General features: G+C 70.8%; 16 protein-coding genes. All 16 read right to left on the bottom strand.

Features of this window, described 5'->3' with window-relative positions:
- Positions 1-43: 43 nt before the first annotated feature.
- Entirely contained in the window at positions 44-973 is a 930-nt protein-coding gene (locus tag AS594_RS07720) for a hypothetical protein (RefSeq protein WP_079144746.1), read from the bottom strand.
- Between the two features lie 22 nt (positions 974-995).
- A complete protein-coding gene (locus AS594_RS07725) occupies positions 996-1,844 on the bottom strand; it encodes an HpcH/HpaI aldolase/citrate lyase family protein (RefSeq protein ID WP_069926271.1) in 849 nt (282 codons plus the stop codon).
- Complete coding sequence (locus AS594_RS07730) at positions 1,841-2,794, bottom strand: isopenicillin N synthase family dioxygenase (RefSeq protein WP_069926272.1); 954 nt, start codon at positions 2,792-2,794, stop codon at positions 1,841-1,843. The genes AS594_RS07725 and AS594_RS07730 overlap by 4 nt, the downstream gene beginning before the upstream one ends.
- A gap of 28 nt (positions 2,795-2,822) precedes the next feature.
- Entirely contained in the window at positions 2,823-3,353 is a 531-nt protein-coding gene (locus AS594_RS07735) for a MaoC family dehydratase (RefSeq protein ID WP_107357965.1), read from the bottom strand.
- Positions 3,350-5,011, bottom strand: a complete 1,662-nt coding sequence (locus AS594_RS07740) for a 2-isopropylmalate synthase (protein ID WP_338120144.1) — start codon at positions 5,009-5,011, stop codon at positions 3,350-3,352. Before AS594_RS07740 ends, AS594_RS07735 begins: the two co-directional genes overlap by 4 nt.
- Before the next feature lie 306 nt (positions 5,012-5,317).
- Complete coding sequence (locus tag AS594_RS07745; protein WP_079144745.1) at positions 5,318-6,481, bottom strand: prephenate dehydrogenase; 1,164 nt, start codon at positions 6,479-6,481, stop codon at positions 5,318-5,320.
- A gap of 4 nt (positions 6,482-6,485) precedes the next feature.
- Positions 6,486-7,436, bottom strand: a complete 951-nt coding sequence (locus tag AS594_RS07750) for a DMT family transporter (protein WP_069926275.1) — start codon at positions 7,434-7,436, stop codon at positions 6,486-6,488.
- Complete coding sequence (locus AS594_RS07755; RefSeq protein WP_079144910.1) at positions 7,433-8,680, bottom strand: aminotransferase-like domain-containing protein; 1,248 nt, start codon at positions 8,678-8,680, stop codon at positions 7,433-7,435. Before AS594_RS07755 ends, AS594_RS07750 begins: the two co-directional genes overlap by 4 nt.
- Before the next feature lie 61 nt (positions 8,681-8,741).
- On the bottom strand, positions 8,742-9,662 hold the full coding sequence (locus AS594_RS07760) for a phytanoyl-CoA dioxygenase family protein (RefSeq protein WP_069926277.1): 921 nt from the start codon (positions 9,660-9,662) through the stop codon (positions 8,742-8,744).
- Positions 9,659-10,918 carry an alpha-hydroxy-acid oxidizing protein gene (locus AS594_RS07765; protein ID WP_079144744.1) on the bottom strand — a complete coding sequence of 420 codons (1,260 nt, stop codon included), beginning with the start codon at positions 10,916-10,918 and terminating at the stop codon, positions 9,659-9,661. Before AS594_RS07765 ends, AS594_RS07760 begins: the two co-directional genes overlap by 4 nt.
- Positions 10,915-12,012, bottom strand: a complete 1,098-nt coding sequence (gene hppD / locus AS594_RS07770) for a 4-hydroxyphenylpyruvate dioxygenase (RefSeq protein WP_069930342.1) — start codon at positions 12,010-12,012, stop codon at positions 10,915-10,917. The genes AS594_RS07765 and hppD overlap by 4 nt, the downstream gene beginning before the upstream one ends.
- A gap of 101 nt (positions 12,013-12,113) precedes the next feature.
- On the bottom strand, positions 12,114-13,082 hold the full coding sequence (locus AS594_RS07775) for an ornithine cyclodeaminase family protein (RefSeq protein ID WP_069926278.1): 969 nt from the start codon (positions 13,080-13,082) through the stop codon (positions 12,114-12,116).
- A 5-nt stretch (positions 13,083-13,087) separates the two neighbouring features.
- Positions 13,088-13,834: an ABC transporter ATP-binding protein gene (locus tag AS594_RS07780; protein WP_069926279.1), complete on the bottom strand. Its 747-nt coding sequence runs from the start codon at positions 13,832-13,834 to the stop codon at positions 13,088-13,090.
- On the bottom strand, positions 13,827-14,684 hold the full coding sequence (locus AS594_RS07785; RefSeq protein WP_069926280.1) for an ABC transporter ATP-binding protein: 858 nt from the start codon (positions 14,682-14,684) through the stop codon (positions 13,827-13,829). Before AS594_RS07785 ends, AS594_RS07780 begins: the two co-directional genes overlap by 8 nt.
- On the bottom strand, positions 14,681-15,679 hold the full coding sequence (locus AS594_RS07790; RefSeq protein WP_107357964.1) for a branched-chain amino acid ABC transporter permease: 999 nt from the start codon (positions 15,677-15,679) through the stop codon (positions 14,681-14,683). The genes AS594_RS07785 and AS594_RS07790 overlap by 4 nt, the downstream gene beginning before the upstream one ends.
- A complete protein-coding gene (locus tag AS594_RS07795) occupies positions 15,676-16,569 on the bottom strand; it encodes a branched-chain amino acid ABC transporter permease (protein WP_069926281.1) in 894 nt (297 codons plus the stop codon). Before AS594_RS07795 ends, AS594_RS07790 begins: the two co-directional genes overlap by 4 nt.

Here is a 16,569-nt window from a genome sequence, read left to right on the forward strand (position 1 = left end):
CCCGGTACCTCCGGGCGGTGCGGCAGTGACATGTGACGGTGCCTCAGTCGCTCTGGCCGGCCGGGGTCCCGGCAGCGAGCCCGCTGTCCACGCCCCGGTGGTAGCGGTCGTGCTGCGGGGTGTTCACGTCCGGGACCTTGACGTTGACCTCAGGTATGCCGAGGCGGTAGTGGCGGTACCAGTTGTCCAGGTTCTGGCCGTCGGCGAACTGGAGCTCGATGTGGCGCAGCGGGCGCTTGCCGGGCTTGGCCGGGTCCGTGAGGCTCGGCGTGGAGCCGGCGTGCGCGAGACCGCCGTCGACCTCGTTGTTGAGGACGACCATGGCCATGTCGTCAATGAGATCGACGTCCACGACGGCCGCGTGGTCGGACAGGATCGCGGCGGTGTGCTCCTGCCGGACGGCGACGTTGTAGCTGTGCGGCATCAGCTCGACGAGGTCCGCCGGCTCGACGCCCTGCGTGCGGCAGTACTCCCGGGTGTTGCCGACGATGGGCAGTCCGCCGGTGATGTTGGTGTTCGGGCCGTAGACGTTGCCGATGAACGTCGTGGCGGCGTCGAAGTGGACGCACTTGGTGGTGAGGAACTCGCGCGACTCGGTGTGGTCCGAGTTGGGGGTGAAGCTGGTGTTCTTGTTGAAGCCGTCCACGTCCATGGCGGCGACCTGGTCGTAACCCATCACCAGCGGAGTGTGCTTGGCGATGTCGGCCTCCGCGGCGAACGCGCGGAAGACCGCCTCGAAGTAGTCGCGGGCGGCCGCGGCGGCGTCCTCGTCGTGGATGTCCATGCCGTGGCGGGCCAGCAGCGCTCGTGCGCCGTGGCAGACGGCCAGGCCCGCGCCGTCCGCGACCAGGGTGATCAGGGTCTTGGTCAGTTCGGCGGGTACGGGCCCGAATCGGCCGTCGGTCAGCTCGACGTCGTAGGCGGAGACGTCGACCATGGCCTGACGCGCGATGTCCGTCATCGTGTTGCTCACAATGTCCTCCGGTTCGGTGGGTTCAGCGGATGGGGCGTGCGATGCCGTCGTGCAGCGCGATCATGCGCCGGGCCTTCAGGACGAAGGGCGGGGCGAGCACCCGGTCCTTGCTGACCGCGAAGCCGGCTTCGTCGGCCTCGTAGTCCTTGATCGTCAGGTGGTGGCGGTCCAGTTCCTCGGGGGCGACGCTGAACGTCTCGACGATGACGTCGACCTGCTTGGGGTGGATGGCCGCCTTGCCGGTGTAGCCGCACCGCTTCGCGGCCTCGCTCTGCGCCCGGACGATGTCCATGTCCCACAGTTCGAACGAGTTCGTGTCGACGACCGGCAGTCCGTAGCGCGACGCGGCCACGCACATCCGGGCGCGCGCGTGGGCCAGGTAGGACTCGTCGGGCGCCCACATCTCGGCGACCAGGTCGGCCTGCCCGAAGCAGAGTCCGTCGCTGACCGCCGCGATCTCGAAGGCGTTCTCGACGGCGTCCACCGTCTCGATGAAGCTGCATATCTCCGGCGGGTTCGGCAGGCCGGAGAGGAGCGACCGGTACACGGCCACGTCGCGTGCGCCGCAGACCTTCGGCACGAACACGGTTTCCAGGGGGAGCCCGCCGATCTCACCGCCGAGTGCGAGCAGCAGCTGGATGTCGAGCAGCCCGTCGGGGGTCTCGATGCTGTTGACGCGCAGCGAGACACCGTCGAGTCCGGTCCCGGTGAGGTCGACGTCGCGCAGCCGCTCCCGGGCGGTGGGCTTCGCGTCCTTGGGGACGGAGTCCTCCAGATCGAGCACGAGCGCGACCGAGTGGCGGGGCACGTTCTTGAGGAGCTTGTCGAGGCGCGAGGCCGGCACGTAGAAGAGGCAGGGGTGGACCTTCATGACCGGGTCTCCCGTCCGAAGAGGGCGTCCATCTTCTGGAGCGAGAAGTCCTCGTACCGGATGGGCTCGTAGGCGGCGGCCCGGTCCCGGGTGAACTTCGGGAAGCATTCGATGATCGCGTCGTCGTTGGCCAGCTTGAAGAAGACGATCGACTGGCGCGGGCTGTCGACGAGCCGCACGCGGTGCGGCGTCGAGACGTACTCGTCGTTCGACCAACGGGCCATGAGGTCACCGATGTTGACGATGAACCAGTCCCGCTCGGGGACGTCGACGTCGAGCCATTCGCCCTTCAGGTCGCGCAGCTGGAGGCCGGGGCCGTCCTCGGTGAGCAGGGTGATGAGGGTGCCGTCGGTGTGCTCGCCCATGCCCTGGTCGTTGGCGAACTCCTGCTGTACGCCCGGGTAGAACTGTGAGCGCAGCGAGTCGTTGGAGCGGTCGGTACGGGTGGCGAAGAAGTCGCGCGGCAGTTCGAGGGCGACGGTCAGCAGCTCGGTCAACCGCGCGGCGACGGTCTCGCAGGCGGCGAAGTAGGTCTTCAGCGCGGCGCGCAGCGCGGCTCCGCGCTCGTCGGCGGGGAAGGGCAGTTCCTCGGCGTCGTCGGTGACGAGCCGCCCCACGCTGAACTTCTCGACGTAGTCGGACGGCATGCCCTGCTTGCCGGTGTACGCGTAGGCGTTCTCGGAGAGCAGCGCGCTGTAGCCGTAGGGGCTGTAGTCGTTGTCGCCGCGAGCGGTGCTCGTGCGCATCGGCAGCGCGTTCTTCTCCGCCGCCGGCCTGCGGAAGAAGTCGAGGGACAGCTCGTAGGCGTCGTCGAAGACTTTCCGGTCGATGCCGTGGCCGCGCACGACGAAGAAGCCGACCTCGGTGCAGGCGCGGGAGATCTCGTCGGCCACCTTCACCTCGTCTCCGTCGCGGGCGTGCTCCAGATCGATCACAGGTAGTGCGGTCATGGGCGTCTCCTGTCTTACGGGCTGGGGGTCAGTGCTCTGGCTGATCGGGTCGGGCGGGGCCGCGCATGGTGGCCATGAGGGTGCGGTCGAACTCGATGACCGGGACCCCGTCCTGGTTGCGGCCCACGGTGTGGACGGTGACGATGCCCTCGCCCGGCCGGGAGCCGGAGGGGCGCTTGGCGAGGATCGTCGTCTCGGCGTAGAGCGTGTCCCCCACGAACACGGGTGCGCTGAGCCGGACCTTGTCCCAGCCGAGGTTGGCGACCGCCTGCTGGCTGATGGTCCTGACCGTCATCCCGTTCACGATCCCGAACGTGACCAGGCTCGATACGAGCAGCTTCTTGAACGGCGTCGTCGAGGCGTAGACCTCGTCTATGTGGAGCGGGTGCTGGTTGAGGCAGAGCAGCGAACTCCAGATGTTGTCCGTCGCCGTGATGGTGCGGCCGGGCCGGTGCTCGAAGACGTGGCCGATCACGTAGTCCTCGTAACGCAGGCCCACGTCCTCGCGGAACCGTCCGGGCTCCAGCTCGACGTAGGCGGGCAGTGTCGGTTCGTTCACAGGGCTCCCTCTCTCGGTCCTGCCAGGTGCGGTACGCAGCCGCTGTCCGCCGGCACGGCGCCGCCGCGCCGCAGGGCGGACAGCACCGCCCGCACGGTGGCCGCCCGGGGCGTCGGGGCCAGGCCCACGCCCCACACCGGCTGGTGATCCACCAGCACGCGGGCGTAGCAGGCGTGGGCGGCGCCGGTCGCGGGTTCGGCCGCCGCGCCGGTCAGGTGGTCCACTTCGGCGTGCACTCCGTGCTCACGGGCCAGCGTGAGGAGCGCGTCCACCGGGTCGTCGCCGTCGGGTCCGGGCTGTGCGAAGCAGGCCCAGCCGCCCATGTCGCAGTACTCGGCGCGGAAGGTGTCCCAGATGAGACCGGGTTCCACTTCGGCCGCCGTCACGTCGGTGAGTCTCTGGATCACCCCGGCGAGTTCGACCCGCAGTTCCTGGGGCAGGTCGAGCCCCCACCGGGAGCGCAGGACGTGGGCGATGCCGCCCTTGCCCGACTGGCTGTTCACCCGGATGATCGCCTCGTAGCTGCGGCCGATGTCCCGGGGGTCGATCGGCAGGTAGGGGACGTCCCACGGCAGTTGCGCGGCCGGTACCCCGGCGGCGGCGGCCCGGTCCTCCAGGTGCCGCAGCCCCTTGGCGATGGCGTCCTGGTGCGTACCGGAGAACGCCGTGAACACCAGGTCGCCGGCGTACGGATGCCGGTCCGGTACGGGCATCTCGTTGCACTCCTCGACGGTCCGGCGGATCGCGGGGATGTCGGAGAGGTCGAGCTGGGGGTCGATGCCCCGGCTGAGCAGGTTCAGCGCCAGGGTGACCAGGCAGACGTTCCCGGTGCGCTCGCCGTTCCCGAAGAGCGTGCCCTCCACCCGGTCGGCGCCGGCGGCGAGCGCGTACTCGGCCGCGGCCACCGCCGTGCCGCGGTCGTTGTGCGGATGGACCGACAGGATGATGCCGTCGCGGCGTTCGAGGTTGCGGTGCATCCGCTCGACCTGATCCGCGAACACGTGCGGCGCGTGCATCTCCACCGTGCTCGGCAGGTTGAGCGTCAGGGGGCGCTCCGGGGACGCCTCGACGATCTCGGCGACGGTGTTGGCGATCTCCAGGGCGAACTCCGGCTCGGTGACGTTGAACGTCTCCGGCGAGTACTCGAACCGGATGTCTCCCCCGGCGCGGTCGGCGAGCCGCACCATGTGCTGGGCGCTCTGCCGGGCCAGTGCCATCACCTCGGACGGCGTCATCCGGAACACGACCTCGCGCCAGAGGCAGGCGGTGGCGTGGCACAGGTGGACCATGGCCCGGTCCGCGCCGCGGACCGCCTCGAAGGTGCGGTCGATGAGTTCCTGACGCGCCGAGGTGAAGACGGTGATGGTGACGTCGTCGGGTATGTGGCCGCCGGTGACGAGGTGGCGCACGAACGCGAACTCGGCCTCGCTGGCGGAGGGGTAGCCGACCTCGATGTCCTTGAAGCCGAGGCGGACGAGGAGGTCGAACATCTCCCGCTTGCGCCGCAGGTCCATCGGGTTGGCCAGCGCCTGGTTGCCGTCGCGCAGGTCCACCGAGCTCCACAGCGGCGCGCGGCCCGGGGGACGGTCGAGCCATGCGCGTGTGCCGGGCTCGACCAGGCCGCGCGCTCCGGCGCCGCCGTAGCGGTGGACCGGCATGCCGGACGGTTGTTGGGGATTCCACCAGGGGTTTTTGGGGGGTCGGTCGTTTTCGGACGACGATGCCTTCATGAATTCTCCCTCGGCGAACGAGCGTGCTACTCAAGAACGGCGCGGATCGGGCGCTATTGCCTAAGGGGCGTAAGCCGGGAATCCGGCGCTGAGAAAGTTCGGCCCGAAAACATCGGAGGAAATTTCCCTCCGGCGGGCGACAATGGCCTGAACGACATCCTTTCCACGACAGGAATTCCTGTCAAGAGACTGCACTTCGCTCGTTGTGGGAAATCCGGCGTTCCTGCCGAGGCGTCACATCGCCGCCGCGTGGCGCGCCGGGCCGGCCGCGATCCCGGCCCCGTCCGCCGGGACGGGCCCGGCGCCGGCCGTGCCGCGCTGTACGGCCCAGCCCCGGTCGCGCAGCGCCTCCGACAGCGGCCAGGCGGTCTCCCGGGCCACCAACAGCCCTACGGGGCCGTCCGGATGGACCGACTCGTCCGGCAGGACCATGCGCTCCAGACCGACGCGGCTGGTGCTCACGTCGGCGAGCAGGTGCTCCGCCCGGCGGTCCGGACCGTCCACGGCGACGGACAGCCAGACGTACGAACCGGCGCCGCCGCCCAGGGAGGGGGCGATCCTGTCCCGCCCTTCACTCCCCCGGCGCAGGAGCCCGGTCAACTCCTCGTAGGCGTCCCCCCGTTGCTCGGGGCCACCGTGCGCCAACCGGTCGAGGGCGTGTGCCGCGCGGCCGAGGTCCGCGCTGAGCTCGGCGAGCACCGCGCCGACCGCGGAGGCGTTGGAGGCGAGGATGTCGGCCCACAGGCCGGCGTCCCCGCCGGCCGTGCGGACGGCGTCCCGCATCCCGCGGCCGGCCAGCCGGAGCGCGTACTCCTCGCCGTCGAGCAGCCGGGCCCCGGTCAGGCTGGCCAGCAGGTGCGGCAGGTGCGAGACGAGGGCCACGGCCCTGTCGTGGTCGTCCGCGTCGAGGACGACCGGGACCGCGCCGCAGAGCGAGGCCAGTTCGAGGGCGACGTTGAGCGTGTTCTCGCTGGTCTCAACGGCGGGCGTGAACACCCAGGGCCGGTCCGTGAACAGGTCCGCCCTGGCGTCCAGCGGCCCCGAGCGTTCGCCACCCGCCATCGGATGACCGCCCACCAGCGTCGTCAGGTCGCAGCCGAGCTCGGCGCACTGGGCGTACGGAGCGGCCTTGACGCTCGCCACATCGGTGTAGGCGCGGGCCAGTTCGCGTTTCTGGTACTCCGCCACCGTACGGGCGACGTCCGACGGCGGGACCGCGACGACCGCGAGGTCCACCGGCCCCCCGGGCGGCGCGGCCGTGCCGGCCCCGAGTGCCGCGGCGATGCGTACGTTCTCGGGGTTGCGGTCGATCAGGTGCGTCGTGACGCCCCGGGCGCTCAGGGCGAGGGCGACCGAGGTGCCGATGAGGCCGGTGCCCACTACTGCGGCGCTGCGCACTGGTTCACTCCTTCACCGTCTCAGCGCGGCCGGCCGCCGCACCGGATGTCCCGGCCGGCTCGCCCTCCGGGGGCTGCGCCGGCTTCCGCAATGCGTTGGCCAGCATCACGGCGTTGCCCGCCAGGATCAGGGCGACACCCACCAGATCGCGTACGGACCAGGTGAAGTCCTCGAACACCGTGGACAGCAGCAGCGCCACGATCGGGAAGAGGACCATCGCGTACGCCGCGCGCTCCCCGCCGATGCGGCCGAGCAGCGTGAGGTAGGTGCCGAAGCCGATCACCGAGCCGAACAGGGCGAGGTAGCCGAGCGATCCGACGTACTCCCACGTGGCCTCGAACATCGGGCCGTCGCCGAGGGTCAGGGCGAACGGCAGCATCAGCAGCGCCCCGTACCCCATGGCGTATCCCGTGCCCTGGATCACCGGGATGCCCTGGGCCTGGGTCTTGCCGGAGACGACGTTGCCCAGGCAGAACACCACGGTTCCCACGGCGGACAGCACAATTCCGGGGCCGCTTCCCGACGACAGGTCGAAATCCGCGAAAGCGGGCCAGAAAACGGTGCCGATACCAAGCAGTCCGATACCTCCGCCGACGAGTACCCGGGGGGCGATGGTGCGGCGGAAGAAAAGCCGGGCGAAGACCATGTTGACCACGAGGGACATGGCGAAAATGATCGACACGAGGCCGGTGGTCAAATGCTCCTCTGCGAAATAGAAGCAGACAAAGTTGACCGAGAACATGCATATGCCCATGAGAGCGAACTGCCCGTGCACACGCGCCGGATATCGCAGCGGCAGGCCGCGCAGCCGCGCCCACGCGAGGAGGATCAGCGCGGCGAGCGCGAACCGGTACGCGATGGAGGCCGTCGGGTGCACCTCGCCCAGCTGGCCCTTGATGGCGAGCCAGGTCGACCCCCAGATGAGCACGGTCACCGTATACAGCAGGCCAATCACGTGGGGCTCCGTTCCAGCAGACCGACCAGCCGGCGGGCGCCCTCGGCCACCTGCTCGGGGGTGAGGTAGCTGAGCGACAGCCGTATCTGGTGGCTGCCACCGTCGTCGGGATGGAAGTAGCTCATGGGTGTCCAGATCACTCCATGATCCCTTGCCGAGCGCTCCAGCAGTTCGTTGTCCGCCGGGACGGGCAGCGTCATGGTGAGGAAGAAGCCGCCGTCCGGCGCGTTCCAGCTGATGCCCGCGGCCTCCCGCCGGCCCGGCGGAAGCATCCGGTCGAGACAGTCGAGCAGGACGGTCATGTTGGTGCGGTAGAAATCGGCGGCCGGCTTGTTGGCGTCGCGCAGCCGGCAGTCGTTGGCGACGAGCATGCCTCCGATGACGGCCTGGCTGAGCGCCGGGGTGTTCACCGTGGTCATGCTCTTCACCTTGGACAGCTCGTCCGCGAGAAGCCGCTGGGTGCCGTCCGCCGCGCGTACCGGCTGATCGGCCACGACGTAGCCGACCCGGGCGCCGGGGAAGCAGGTCTTGGCGAAGGAACCGAAATAGACCACCTTCCCCGTGCTGTCCAGGGCCTTGAGCGTGGGAAGGACCTGGCCGGTACGGGTGAAGAAGCCGTACGGGTTGTCCTCCAGCAGCAGCAGGTCCTCGGCCTCGGCGAGTTCGAGCAGCCGCTCCCGGGCGTCGAGCGTCATGCAGGTGCCCGTGGGGTTGGCGAAGTCCGGGACCACGTACAGGGCCCTGGGCCGCTTCCCGGCCGCCCGGAGCTCCGCGAGGGTGCGGCGCAGGGCGTCCGGGTCGACGCCGTCCGAGCCCTCGGGCACGTACGCCGTCTCGATGTCGAGCAGCCGGGCGGCCCCCGTGATGCCGATGTAGCAGGGCGACGCGACGAGCAGCACGTCCGAGGGGGCGCCGAACAGGGCCCGCAGGGTGATGAACATGGCCTCCTGGCAGCCGACCGTGACCACCAGGGACTCCGGGTCCGCGTCGATCCCCTCGTCGTTGCGCAGGGTGCGGGCCACCAGTTCGTGGATCTGCCCGTTGGTGCGCCCGTACTGGAAGAGCAGGGTGCGCACCTCGTCGGGGGTACGGCCCAGCTCCTCGACCAGGTGGCGCTTGTACGCGTCGAGGTACTCGCCGATCCGCTCCACCTCGAACAGCCCCTCGTAGGGGCGGCCGGGGCCGAAGGAGATGGCCCGCGGGTAGCGGGAGGTGATCTCGTTGAGGAAGTTCATCACCTCCATCAGCGGATCGGCCAGCGAGCCGTGCAGCTCGCCGGCCGCCAGCACAGTGGTGCGGGAACCGTCACTCACCGGACGTCTCCCACAGGACCGGGCAGAAGTCGGGGTCCGTGTAGTCGGGGTTGCCCTGGCTGTCCTTGCGGACGAGCGCGTCGTTGTTGTAGACGAGGTTCCCGCCCGAGGACAGTTCGAAGGGGCGCCACTGGTTCGCCGCGTCCTGGAGGTGCAGGGAAATGGCCCGGCGGGGGCGGTCGCTGACGTTGTAGCCGCTGCCGTGGTAGGTCCGGCAGTGGTGGAAGTTGATGTGTCCCTTGGGGATGGTCACCGGGATCTTGCGGACCTCGGCACCGTTGGCCGCGGCGTTCTCGGAGAGCAGCCCCTCCAGTTCCGACCGGTCCCGGTCGGCGAAGTGCCGGCTGGTCGAGTCGTCCCCGCCGGTCTCCTGCCAGGTGTGGCTGCCGTCGATCATCGTGATCGTGCCCATCTCCTCACCGCAGTCGTGGAAGGGGATGAAGGCCGTGAGCATCTGCTCGGACGAGCAGGTCTGCCAGTAGTGGCGGTCCATGTGCCAGGGAACGATGTTGCGGGCGTCGTCGGCACGCTGCGGCTTGTGGATGAGCGTGCTGTTCCACAGGCGTATCTGCTCGGTCTTGGCGATGAGGGCCGCGGTCGCCGCGATGACGGGCTTGGAGAGGATGCTCCGGATGGTGTCGTCCTCGTAGAAGATGTAGTCGTTGTGCCGGTGCACATCGCCCTGTTCGGGCTCCCAGTAGGCGAGCCGGGGCGGCCTGGTGGGCAGGGTGCGGTCACGGTGTCCGGCGTAGAAGCGGTCGGCCGCCTCGTTCAGCAGGTCGACCTCCTCGTCGGTGAGCAGCTTCTTGGACAGGTACCAGCCGTGCTCCTGGTAGAACTGCACGTCCTCGTCGGTCGGCAGCAGTTCCCGGTCGGCGGCGGACAGTTCGAAACGTGTGGCGTGCGTGGTCATGCGTACTCCTTCTCATCGGACTTCTCGTAGGACTGCTCAGGGGACTGTTCGGGGGACTGTTCAGGGGATGAGCCGTAGGCCGGGGCACGGTGCAGGGCGCCCGCCTCGGGAGCGGCCCGGTGCAGCAGGTCCGGCCCGATCATGTCGAGGCGCGGGCGTCCGGACAGGGCCATTGCCTCTTCGAACTCCTCCCGCAGGGTGGTCAGTACGCGCTGGGCACCGGCCGCGCCGCCGACGGTCAGCCCCCACAGGACCGGCCGCCCGGTGAGGACGCCACGCGCGCCGAGCGCCAGCGCCTTCAGTACGTCGGTGCCGCGGCGCACACCGCCGTCCACCAGCACCTCGCAGTGGCCGGCGGCCGCCGCCACCACCTCGGGCAGCGCGTCCAGCGGGGCTGTCGCGCCGTCGAGCTGGCGGCCGCCGTGGGAGGAGACGATCAGCCCCGACACCCCCAGGTCGGCCGCGCGCCGGGCGTCCTCGGCGGTGAGGACGCCCTTGAGGACGAGCGGCAGACTGGTCAGCGAGCGCAGCCAGGCCAGGTCGCCCCAGGTGAAGGCGGCGTCGTGGTGCTCCACGGCGTGGTCGGCCAGGGCGGACCCGGACCGCCGCGCGTGGTGCAGCCCCGCCGCGTACCGGTCGTCGAGGTTGGCCGGCCCGATGTGCGCGGGCAGCCGGAAGCCGTTGCGCAGGTCGCGCTCCCGGCGGGCCATCCGGGGGGTGTCCGCGGTGATCACCAGGGCCCGGTAGCCCGCCGCCTCGGCCCGCCGGACCAGGGACTCGGTGACCTCCCGGCGGCGCAGTACGTACAGCTGGAACCAGAGCGGCCCGGAGGCGGCGGCCGCCGTCTCCTCCAGCGTCGTACTGGCGAAGGTGCTGACCACCGCGAGCGCCCCCGCGGCTCCCGCGGCGCGCACGGTCGCCGGCTCCCCGTCGGGGTGGAAGAGCCGGTGGTACGCCATGGGGGCGACACCCACCGGGAACTCCACCGGAGCGCCGAGCAGGGTGCGGCCGGTCTCACAGCGGGACACGTCGACGAGCGTGTGCGGGCGCAGCCGGTAGCGCTGGTACGCCTCTTGGTCGCCGCGCAGCGAGACCTCGTCCCCGCTGCCCCCGGCCAGGTAGTCCCACACGGCCCCGTCGAGCTTCGCGCGCGCCGCCGCCTCGTACTCCCGTGGCGACAGCGGCGACCGGGACGACGGCGGCGACTGGGCCGACCGGGTCGCGGCGGGCGGCCGGAGGGCCGGTGACGTCGTCACCGGCCGGCTCCGGAGGGGGTCTCCCCGCTCGCCGCGTTCGCACGCTCGCGGTCGACCGCCTCGTACAGCGCCTTGATGTTGCCGCTGCCGAAGGTACGCGCCTCGAAGCGCTGGATCAGCTCAAAGAACACGGTGCGCCGGGCGTACGGCGAGCGGGTGAAGACCTGCACGAGCTGGCCCCACTCGTCGCGGTCGACGAGCAGGCCGTGCTCCTGGAGGACGGCCGCGTCGATGCCGACGTCGATGCCCCGGTGGGCCAGGGAGGAGTAGTAGGCGGCCGGCGAGCTCAGCAGTTCGACGCCGGTGGAGCGCAGTTCACGGGCGGCCCGCACGATGTCCTTCGTGCTGTACGCGACGTGCTGCACCCCGGCCCCGCCGAAACCGTCGAGGAAGTCGTGCAACTGCCCCCGGCCGCCGGACGGGTCGGGCTCGACCATGGTGAAGGTGATGCCCCGGGTCTCGTCCTGCACCACCCGCGAGGCCATGGCCTGGCCGCCGACCTCTATGTACTCGTCGTAGGTGTGCCGCAGGCCGATGGCCTTCTCGTAGAAGTTGACCATCTCGTCCAGCGAGCCCGGGCTCAGGCAGAACGCCAGGTGGTCGATGGTGTCGAGGAGATCGGGGGCCGGACCCGCGCCGGCCACGACCGGCAGGTGGCTGCCGGGCAGGAAGTTCCCGTCGGGGTTGTCCCGCTGGACGAAGCTGTGCACCAGGCCGTTGGTGGCGGCCACGGTCGCCCTGACGACCCGGCCGGTCTCGTCCTCGTAGGTGCGCGGCTCGGCGACGGCCTCGGCGCCGGCCCCGACGGCCCGGTCGAAGGCGGCCACGGCGTCGTCGGTGCGCAGCGCCACGTCCCGGACCCCGTCCCCGTGGGTGCGGACGAACGCGGCCGCCGCGTGCTCGTCGCTCAGGGCGGAGGTCAGCACCAGGCGCACGCCGCCGTGGGCCAGGACGAAGGAGCGGGCTGCGGGGCCGTCGGCGCCGGCGGGTGCCTCGGCCACCACCTGGAAGCCGTAGGCGGTGCGGTAGTAGTGGGCGGCCTGTACGGCGTCGCCTACGTAGAACTCCACATGATCGACTCCATGCACAGTCATGGTCATCCGTTCTTTCGGTAGAGGTGTCGTCGCCGGCCGCGCGGTGCGCGGTGCGACGTCTTTCGTACGGAAGGGGCCGGCTGCCGGGGCCGGCGGTGCGGTCAGCCGGACCTGGCGGCGGCGCGGTCCGGTGCGGCGCGCAGGCGTTCGTACGCCGCCGCCGCCACGGCCAGGTCCTGCCAGGCCATGCCCACACTCTTGAACAGGCGGGGCACCGGCCGGCCGGTGTCCACCCGGCCCCCGACGAGTTCGGCCAGGTCTCCCGCGATGGCGTCGGGCCGCAACTTCCCCTCCGCGAGGGGAAGAAGGATGTCGCCCGCTTCCCTGAGCGCCGTGGACCGGCTCTCCACGACGAGCGTCGATCCGCACACCAGGTCCGTGTCGACCTCGCGGGCGTCCGGCTCGTGCGAGCCGACGGCCACCACGGTGGCGTGGGCGGGCACCAGCCGTCCGGGGAACAGGGGCTCCCGTGCCGTGGTGCAGCACAGGACGAGATCGGCGTCGCGTACGGCGTCGTTCCCGACCCTGTCCGCCGGCAGACCGGCGTCCCGGCAGCGGGTCAGGAAGGCTTCGGTCCGGCCGGGGTCGCGGCCCACGACCCCGACGTGGCCGACCGGCCGCACCGTACGCATGGCCTCGACATGCCGCCATGCCTGCGGTCCCGTGCCGAACACGACCAGGCGCGCCGCGCCGGGCACGGCCAGCCGGTCGACGGCGAGCGCGGAGACCGCCGGGGTGCGCAGTGAGGTCAGGGCCGCGCCGTCGAGCAGGGCCAGCGGGAGCAGGGTCGCGCTGTCGAGCAGGACGTAGAGGCCCGAGATCCGGGGCAGGTCCAGGTCCGCGTTTCCGGGTGCGACGGACGCGAGCTTCACGCCCGCGTACGGGCCGAACTCGGCGGGCATGTAGAGGAGTTGTCCGGAGCTCACCCCGGTCACGGTCCTCGGCATCGCGTCGCCGCCGGTGAGGACGCCGGCCCGCAGGGCGTCGACGAGCGCCGTGACGGCGTGTCGCATCGGCATGAGCCGGTCGAGGGTGCCCGCGTCGATACGGGGCAGTGAGCCGAGATCCATGCCGCTCACTTCCCCGCCGGAGACGGCTGCGCGGTCCCGAGGTACGCCTCGGCGACCCGTGGGTCGCCGGCCAGCTCGCCGACCGTGCCTTCGGCCACACAGGTCCCGGTTTCCAGGACGTAGCCGCGGTCCGCGACCCGCATGGCGGCCCGGGTGTTCTGCTCCACGAGCAGTACCGCGGTCCCCTGGTCCCGGATGTCCTGGATCAGCCGCATCACGGTCGCCACCATTCCCGGCGCGAGCCCCATGGAGGGCTCGTCCAGCACGAGCAGCCGCGGCTCGGCCATCAGCGCCCGGCCGATGGCCACCATCTGCTGCTCGCCGCCCGAGAGGCTGCCGGCGGCCTGGCCGCGGAGTTCGGCCAGTCTGGGGAGCATCGCGAAGACGTGGTCGAGACGGGTGGCCAGTTCAGCGGCGTTGCGCACGAGGTACCCGCCGAGCTGGAGGTTCTCGTGCACGGACAGCCGGCTGAACACCCGTCGGCCCTCCGGTACGTGAATCAGGCCGCGGCCGACGATCTCGTGCGGCTTGGCCCGGGTGATGTCCTGGCCCTCGAAGGTGATGCGTCCGGCGCTCGGCCTGACGAGTCCCGAGATCGCCGACAGTGTGGAGGTCTTGCCGGCGCCGTTGCCGCCGAGGAGGGTGACGACCTCGCCCGCCGCGACGGACACGGTCAGGCCGCGCACGGCCTGGACTCCCCCGTAATGGACGTCGACGGCGTCGAGTCGCAGCACGTCCGGGCGCTCAGACATGGCTCTCCTCCCGTTCGGGTTCTGGTTCGGGTTCGCCGGAGGGCGCGTCGGCGCTCTCGTAGTCGGGGTCGGCGCCGAGGTAGGCGTCGACGACGGCCGGGTCGTTCCAGACCCGGTCCGGCGTGCCGTCGGCGATCTTCTTGCCGAAGTTCAGGACCACGACGCGTTTCGACACCGCGCGGACCAGCCGCATGTCGTGCTCGATGAGGACGACCGAGACGCCCAGGCCGTGGATGCGGTGCACCAGGTCGGTGAGCGCGGCCTTCTCGGCCGCGTTGAGGCCGGCGGCCGGCTCGTCGAGCAGGAGCAGCTTCGGCCGCATGGCCAGCGCCCGGGCGATCTCGACCAGCCGCTGGGCGCCGTAGGGCAGTTGCCCGACGGGGCCCGCCCGGTCGACGGCGCCGGGAACGTTCTCAGGCAGGCCCACGAAGTCCAGCCAGCGGTGCGCCTCGTCGGTGATCTCGCGCTCCGACCGCCGGTAGCGCGGGGTGCGCAGCAGCGCGTCGAAGACATGCTGCCCGCCCCGCAGGTGAAGACCCGCCCGTACGTTGTCCAGGACCGGCAGGCCGGGGAACAGCCGCAGGTTCTGGAAGGTGCGGCACACCCCGAGGGCGGCGATGGCCGAGGGCCTGGCCCCGGTCACGTCGTGCCCGGCGATCCGGATGCGTCCCCCGGTCGGCCGGTAGAAGCCGGTGACGGAGTTGAACAGTGACGTTTTGCCGGCGCCGTTGGGTCCGATCACGGAGACGATCTCGCCCGCACCGATCGTCAGGTCGACGCCGTCCACGGCCCGGACCCCGCCGAACGCGACCTCTGTCCGTTCGAGCGTGAGCAGTTCGGAAGTGGTCATGTGACCTTCTCCGTTCGTACGGATACGGGTTCCGGCACGGACCGCCGGGCCGTGCGGCCCGGTTCCCGCGACGGGCGCGGCCACAGGCCCACCGGCCGGAAGACCATGACCGCGATGAGCACCGCGCCGAAGGCGAAGTACCGGTTGTCCTCGATGCCGCGGAGCAGCTCGGGCACCAGGCTGATGCACACGGCTCCGACGACGACTCCCCGGGAGCTGCCCATGCCGCCGAGCACCACGGCCATCAGGACCAGCGCGGACTGGATGAAGCGGAAACTCTCCGGCGAGACGGCGGACATCTGCGCGGCGAAGAGCACCCCGGCCAGACCGCCCCACACCGCACCGGCGCTGTACGCCGCGAGCTTGACGCGGTACGTGTGGACGCCCATGGCTTCGGCGGCGTCCTCGTCCTCGCGGATGAAGCTCCACGCCCGGCCGAGCCGGGACCGGTCGAGCCGGCCGGCGAGCAGCACGGCGACCGCCACCAGGACCAGGACGGTGTAGTAGAGCCCCACCGGGTCGTCGAGGCCGAGGCCGAAGAAGGACAGGCCCGGAATCCCGTAGATGCCGGACGGTCCGCCGGTGATCTCCAGGTTGTTGGCCAGGATGCGGATGATCTCGCCGAAGCCCAGTGTCACGATGGCGAGGTAGTCGGTGCGCAGCCGCAGGGTGGGCAGGCCGATCAGGATGCCGGCGAGCAGGGTCACCGCGACGACCACCGGAACCGTCTGCACCAGTGAGAGCCCGTACTGGGTGGAAAGCACCCCGCTGGTGTAGGCGCCCACCGCGAAGAAGGCGGCGAAGCCGAGGTCGAGCAGCCCGCAGTAGCCGACCACGATGTTGAGACCGATGGCGAGCATCACGAAGATCGCGGCGCTCGTCATGACGTTGAGGGAGTAGGGCGTGGCGATGAGGAGCGGGGCGAGCGCGGCGGCCGCCAGGCCGAGCGGGCCCACCGCGCGGCTCTGCGCGAAGCGCCGTAGTGCGAGGTTCATACGCGTTCCTGCTCTCGGGCGCCGAGCAGGCCGGTGGGCCGGACGCTCAGCAGGAGGATGAGGAAGCCGAAGGCGAAGACGTCGCGCCATTCACCGCCGAGCCAGTACGAGCCGAAGGACTCGAGGAGGCCGAGGACCAGGCCGCCGAGCATCGTGCCCTTCAGGTTCCCGATCCCGCCGATGACGGCCGCGGTGAACGCCTTGAGGCCGATGATGAAGCCCATCAGGAAGTCGACCTTCCCGTAGAAGACGCCGACCATGACGCCCGCCGCCCCGGCGAGCGCCGAGCCGACGAAGAAGACCCTTGAGATGACCTTGTCGACGTCGATGCCCATCAGCCGGGCGGCCTTCTGGTCCAGGGCCACGGCCCGGATCGCCCGGCCGTCGCGGCTGCGGTTGATCCAGGCGTCCAGGCCGAGCATCAGGGCGATCGCCACGCCCATCAGGAGCAGTTGCTGGGGGGTGAAGCGCGCCCCGAACAGGGTGAGTGCCTCACCGTCCAGGCGCAGCGGGTAGACCTGCGGGTTGGGTCCGGCGGCGATGCGCACGCCGTACTCGACGACGAACGAGGCGCCGACGGCCGTGATCAGCAGCGAGAGTCTCGGTGCCTGGCGCAGCGGGCGGTAGGCCACCCGCTCGATGGCCACTCCTGCCAGTCCGGTCGCCAGCGAGACCACCACGAGCACCACCAGGAGCGCGAGCACCGGGAGGGTGGCCGGGAACGCGCCGAGCGCGGTGAGCAGCCACAGTCCGAAGAAGGCTCCCAGCATGTACAGGTCGCCGTGGGCGAAGTTGAGCAGCCTGATGACCCCGTAGACCAGGCTGTAGCCCAGGGCTATGAGGGAGTAGAACGCCCCGACGAAGAGGCCGTCCCAGATGAGTTGCGCCAT

Origin of the sequence: Streptomyces agglomeratus, assembly GCF_001746415.1 — a bacterium.
GTDB classification, from domain to species: domain Bacteria; phylum Actinomycetota; class Actinomycetes; order Streptomycetales; family Streptomycetaceae; genus Streptomyces; species Streptomyces agglomeratus.